Here is a 6,144-nt window from a genome sequence, read left to right as displayed (position 1 = left end):
TGCTAAGAGACGGCGCAATGTGGAATAAAGATAGCGTCAAAAATTAACTATTGACGCCATAGTCTCTTGTTAGGCTTCTGTACGTTGAGGCAGGGTTAGGACCATACAAAGCGAACCAATATGGGATTAATAGCCCAAATGCCATTGATCCACCGATAAACGTGGTTGGGAAACTTTGTAGCACTAATTCAAAAACCTTATCGTACTGCTCTGGACTCAACGTTGACTTACTTACGTATAGCTCATAAGAAAAACAAACCGGCTGATATATAGACATTCGTAAAAACCAACTCAAAGCACTAACAGGAAGCAAAAACAAAAACGGTCTCGTCCATACTGAAGGCAATATAAAGTGAATTGCTGGAATCAAGAACAGAAAAGCTACGTACAAGGCATTCGCTGATATGTCCAGGGTGCTGATTGTATAAGACTGACCTTCATACATCATTAGCACAGAGACCCCGAGTACGCTAATTAGAAACAGTTTTCCAAACTCTTTTGTACGTGAAAAATGAAACAAGCAATAGCCTACAACCAATAGCAAGACTGTAAACCAAATATAAGCATCCCAGTTCATTTCGAGGAATCGAGGACGAGATATTTGAATAATGATCAAAAACGCATACGCTACGGGCAGGTATAGAAATAAAACAGCTACAAGACGTAGAAATGCCCAAACCGCCTGTCTTATCATCTAGTGCTCCTCCTAGAAGCCTAACGCCTGCAATAAGGTGCCCAGCACGGAACCAACAAAGCACACTAAACTTCACACCAAAACCGCCGAGTGTAACGGGTCACCTTGATTGCTTTGTTATACACGTGGCAAAGTGATTATGATTTTACGGGCCCTTTCTTGAACTGCTTTAAGCCATCAGTGATTTCATTCCAAGGAGCTTTAGAAACTGTAAAAATATGAAAGCTCGGCTTATGTGTCGGGATGTCATCTAGGATACCCAAACGAATATTATGTTTACCTGTTTTCAGCTTTCTTGAATACAAGCTAGAGCCACAGCTACTGCAAAATGCTAGTTCCGTATCCTCACTTTTAGGAAACACAGACACAAACTCTTCACCAGCTTTAAAACTAAAATTCTCCGAGCTTAAGCCTCCAACCGAAGAGTAATCCGAGCCTGTGAACTTGCGACACTCTGAACAATGACAATTACCCATATACTCAAAATCATCTGGGACTTCTATTTGTACCTTCTGGCAAAGGCACGAACCAACCAACTTTCTCATTATTATTTTCCTTAAAGTGTATAACAGTGTATTAAACAGCATTCTGTTTATCACGCAGAGTGCTTGCTTCACTTTTCCTCTCACTATACTCCCGAAATCGTTTTTTAATCAATCAGTTGAATAGCATTGGGTTCGCAATTTTGAGTACTTACTTCTGGCAAAAGCGAGCATTGCGCTTAACGCTGCGCTCGATTATCTCATGCCTATCAAAATTTACTTTTAGATTCAGATAGATATAAAAATTGAGCTGGGATAACCGTGCATTATTTTGCACGGTTATCCCAAATCTCGTTCGCATTTTCACCAAAAACCACTTATAGCTGTATATAAATACAGTTATATTGAGGTTGTGATGTCACGCTCACGAATTTTTGACGCTATCTATACCCAAACAACTTGGAGATGCAGGTAGGCGGCAAACGAACAAAGCCTCTGAGCATAGACGACCTATGTGATGAGGTTTGTGAGAGCCAGCCAACAACGCTGCAACTTCAAGTAGAAAGGGTATACAAGCGAAAAAGAAGAGATGCCAATGGCATTACAAGCCTAATGGATTGTTATATGTCTAAGTGACTTCAAGATGCTGGATTCAGAGCCAGCTCACTGAGCAGAGAGCAAGGCAAACAACGCAGCGAAATAGCGAGTCTATTTTCAAGTTGTTTAACGCACTTTCTTTACAACAAAAAGCGGTTTAGTGATTGGCTCCCGAAGGGGGCCTATTTGTTATAAACAAGGTCTGATCTGCACCAGCTTTGTTGACGATTTTCAATTGAGAGCGACTCAATCTTCAAATCTTCGCTTCACTGATTATTCTCGCTGAACCTTGTATCTTGAGGTTACTTGGGTATATCCCGTCCAACTTGGAGCTGCAGCGCTTCTCTTTGAGAAATTAAGGGGCTGCTTGCTACCGCATGAAGCTAGAGTGTACATCGATATTCTGATGGGGTTTTCCCCGTACGGGTTTTAAACACACGGCAAAAATAGTTCACATCTTTAAAGCCGCAGCGCAGAGCGACATCACTTAATTTGAAGTTGTATTTTTTCAGCATAAATTTGGCTCGGTCGACACGTACCCAAGTAATGTAATCGGCCAATGTCATGTGCCCCTGCTGGCGAAATAAACGTGAAAGATGATTGGCTGAAATGCTAAACCGCTCCGCAATGGAATCTCGCGTAATCGCACGATGAAAATTTTCTTGAATATAGATACAGATCCCTTGATAGAGATCTTGCACTCGGTTATGCGTGGCGGCGGGTGGCGCGACTAACATGGTTTGACAGTATCGCAATAACGCCTGCAGCAGTAAATCGTCCATCGGTGCTTTGTGATTTTCGCGCGCCAGCGAGTTGAGCGCTGACAAAATGTTGTCCATCGCAAAGCCAGAGCGAGTCTGAATGCTGTGTTTGTGTACGTCAGTAAAGCCATCTTCTTGATGGGTCTTATTCACCAAACTTAAGCCTAACTGGCGGCGTCCAAATAAAATGCTTAATACCGAACAGTCGTGGTCCCAATCGGGCTTATTCCAGCAGTTTGGCGGAATATAGATCGCATCGCCTGCCATTGCCGATTGTCGCACAACCTGTCTCTGATGGTTCTCAATTTCATTGACATATTCCCCCGCAAGGACGAGTTCAAGACGTGGAAAATTGACCTGATAACTAAAAGCTGGCGGGGTATGAAAGTCACCAGCAAAAAGAAGGCGATGAGTCGGTGGACGGTCGCAAAGTGCGCGCTCGATCAGATCATGAAAATTCATAGGGTCATGGAATTGAAAATAATAGCTGCAGGTATAACGTGTTGTGGTCAGTTTGGCTTGGTGAGCGGTCACAAATTGGCACTAAGGATACAAAAATCCAGTAAGTGGGACATGTGTCCTACGAATTAAAGTCGCGAGGGAAGTCACAATGTCATAACGGTGGTACAAATTTATAGAGAATGAGCCAATTCTTCACTACGCAGTTTTGTTATATCAGCGCACACTCATTGCTGCCCATTTGATGCCCTGCCGCAGTGCCAAGTCGCATGGGTATACCCAAGTCATTCTCGCTGAACCTCGCATCTCGAGGTTACTTGGGTATATATAACAACAATTGTTTTATGAGGTTGCTCATGATCACCACACTTATTAACCAAGATTTAATCCAGCTCAACCTACAAGCCAACACCAAAGCAGAGGTGTTTAATGAGCTTATCGACCTTCTTTACGCTCAAGGCCGCATTCACGATAAGGCGCAATTCCTCGCGGATATTGAAGCGCGCGAAGCGCAAGGCAATACCGGGTTTGAAGATGGCGTGGCGATTCCTCACGCCAAAAGTGCGGCAGTGGTTTCACCTGCGGTAGTCATTGGTGTGCATAAAGAGGGGATTGAATACGGCGCAGATGATGGTTTGCCATCCAAATTGTTTTTTATGATCGCCTCCCCTGATGGTGGCGACAACCACCACATCGAAGTGTTGGCAGAGCTGTCTTCAAAGCTAATTGAAGACGGATTCATTGAGGCGTTTATTGACTCCCCAGACTCACAAGCGGCATTGGCATTATTATTGGGTGAACCCCAAAAAGTGGCCGAAACCGAATTTGTGCCACGTGACAAAGGGCTGATTATTGGTGTGACGGGTTGCCCTACCGGGGTGGCTCACACCTATTTAGCAGCAGAAGCATTAGAAGCGGGTGCTGCGGCACTTGGCTACGAAATCATCGTTGAAACCAACGGCTCGATAGGGGTGAAAAACAGCCCGACTACCGAGCAAATCGCACGGGCTAAGGCGGTTGTGGTGGCGAGTGATAAACAGGTTGAAATGTCGCGTTTTGCAGGTAAGCCCGTACTCATGACTGATGTGAAAGCCCCTATTCGTGATGCCAAAGCGGTCATTGAACAGGCGTGCCGCGCGCCGCAATATCAAGAGAGTGGCAGCAGTGTAGCAACTGACGATCAGAGCGCCTTAAATCAGGCAAAACAAGCGCGCAGCGATCTCTATCGCTATTTGATGAATGGGGTATCACACATGATCCCTTTTGTGGTGACGGGCGGTCTGTTGATTGCCCTTGCGCTGGCCATTGGGGGCGAACCATCTACGGCAGGAATGGCGATTCCGCCAGGCAGTATGTGGAACTCGATTTTGGATGTAGGGGTGGTGGCATTCACCTTGATGATCCCGATTTTGGCCGGTTACATCGCTTATGCGATTGCCGACCGTCCAGCATTAGCACCGGGGCTGATTGGTGGTTGGATTGCCAACAACGGCTCGTTTTATGGGGCGGAAGCTGGGACTGGGTTTATTGGTGCCATCGTGGCCGGCTTATTGGTGGGTTACTTTGTTAAAGCGATAACATCCATTGAATACCACAAGTTCATTCGCCCACTCGTGCCGATCATGATTGCGCCAATTACAGGTTCGCTATTTATTGCCGGACTGTTTATTTTCGTCATAGGCGCGCCAATTGCGGAGCTGATGGAAGGGCTTAATGCCTTATTAACCAGCATGAGCACCGGTAATGTTGTGCTATTGGGAATTGTGCTTGGCGGCATGGCCGGTTTTGATATGGGTGGGCCATTTAATAAAGTGGCATTTCTGTTTTCAGTTGGCATGATTGCCAGTGGCCAAACTCAATTTATGGGCGCAATGGCGTGCGCGATTCCGGTTGCGCCTTTAGGCATGGCACTGGCGACGTTTATGGCACGCAAATTTGATTTGTTTGAAGCGTCAGAGCTTGAAGCGGGTAAAGCCGCCGGTGCGATGGGGCTTGTCGGAATTTCAGAAGGCGCAATTCCATTTGCCGCGCAAGATCCGATGTCTGTGATCCCTGCCAACGTTATTGGTTCTATGGTGGCGGCGGTAATGGCGTTCTCATTTGGTATCACAAACAGCGTGGCGCATGGTGGCCCGGTCGTGGCGCTGCTTGGCGCAATGAATTCCCCCTTATTAGCGCTATTGGCAATGGCAACCGGGGCGATTGTGACTGCGATAGTGTGTCTTGCACTGAAAAATCTACGTCGCATACGCACTGAAGCCGCTGTGGCGTAATTCTATACCCGTCCCACTTGAAGTTGCATTTGTTCATCGCGATGCATTGATAAAACGAAGGGGACGTTTTCCGTTAACGAAAACGTCCCCTTTCTGTTTCGGGTCAAGAATGAGGTTAAACGCTTACAGCGTGATAGCGGTATCGAGCGCTAAGCCAATCATGTCGTTAAGTGTGGTAACGCGGTCTTCGGCGTTTAACGCTTCATGGCGCAAAATGTGGTCAGTCACAGTACAAATCGCCAGTGCTTTGACACCAAATTGGGCTGCCAAACTGTAAAATGCCGAGACCTCCATTTCCACACCATAAATGCCATATTGAGCAAGTAAAGGATAGAAATCTTCATCAGGACGATAGAAAAGGTCAGAAGAGAAAACATTCCCCACTTTGACCGACAACTGTTTTTCTTTGGCCAGTGTGACGGCGGTGTGCAACATATCGTAGTTTGCAAGTGGTGCAAGATCGTGGTCGCGCAGGCGAATACGATTGATTTTAGAGTCGGTGCTTGCACCCATCGCAATAATCAAATCCATCAATTGGACATCATCATGAATCGCGCCACAGCTACCGATACGGATGAAGTTTTTCACGTCATAATGAGTAATAAGCTCTTGAACATAAATGGACGCTGATGGCGCGCCCATACCGTGGCCCATGACAGAGAGACGCTTGCCACGATAGTATCCAGTGAATCCAAGCATGCCGCGCACGTTAGTCACTTCAACCGCGTTTTCCAGAAAATTCTCCGCGATGTACTTTGCTCGTTGCGGGTCGCCTGGCATTAAAATGGTATCGGCGAAATCGCCCGATTGCGCATTAATATGTGGGGTTGCCATAGTGGGGCTTACTCCTGATGAAAAAGACTTGAGACGTGAGCACT

Annotated in this window: 5 protein-coding genes; 1 reads left to right on the top strand and 4 read right to left on the bottom strand. The window is 46.2% G+C overall.

The window, feature by feature from the left end:
- Positions 1–43 precede the first annotated feature (43 nt).
- The 3 genes from HGP28_RS17450 to HGP28_RS17440 form a co-directional block, all read right to left on the bottom strand.
- On the bottom strand, positions 44–694 hold the full coding sequence (locus HGP28_RS17450; RefSeq protein WP_168837740.1) for a hypothetical protein: 651 nt from the start codon (positions 692–694) through the stop codon (positions 44–46).
- Between the two features lie 137 nt (positions 695–831).
- Positions 832–1,239, bottom strand: coding sequence for a GFA family protein (locus tag HGP28_RS17445; RefSeq protein ID WP_168837739.1), 408 nt, complete (start codon positions 1,237–1,239; stop codon positions 832–834).
- Between the two features lie 917 nt (positions 1,240–2,156).
- A complete protein-coding gene (locus HGP28_RS17440) occupies positions 2,157–2,996 on the bottom strand; it encodes an AraC family transcriptional regulator (RefSeq protein ID WP_168837744.1) in 840 nt (279 codons plus the stop codon).
- Positions 2,997–3,349: 353 nt separating this feature from the next.
- On the opposite strand from HGP28_RS17440, the gene HGP28_RS17435 reads away from it, so the two are divergent.
- Positions 3,350–5,266: a PTS fructose transporter subunit IIABC gene (locus HGP28_RS17435; protein ID WP_168837738.1), complete on the top strand. Its 1,917-nt coding sequence runs from the start codon at positions 3,350–3,352 to the stop codon at positions 5,264–5,266.
- Positions 5,267–5,389: 123 nt separating this feature from the next.
- Here the strand turns inward: HGP28_RS17435 and deoD are convergent, their stop codons facing one another.
- Entirely contained in the window at positions 5,390–6,100 is a 711-nt protein-coding gene (deoD, locus tag HGP28_RS17430; RefSeq protein WP_168837737.1) for a purine-nucleoside phosphorylase, read from the bottom strand.
- Positions 6,101–6,144 lie beyond the last annotated feature (44 nt).

The sequence above is a fragment of the Vibrio agarilyticus genome (genome assembly GCF_012641465.1).
GTDB lineage: Bacteria > Pseudomonadota > Gammaproteobacteria > Enterobacterales > Vibrionaceae > Vibrio > Vibrio agarilyticus.
Note: the sequence above shows the minus strand (reverse complement) of the source record. Positions and strands in the feature narration are given on the sequence as shown.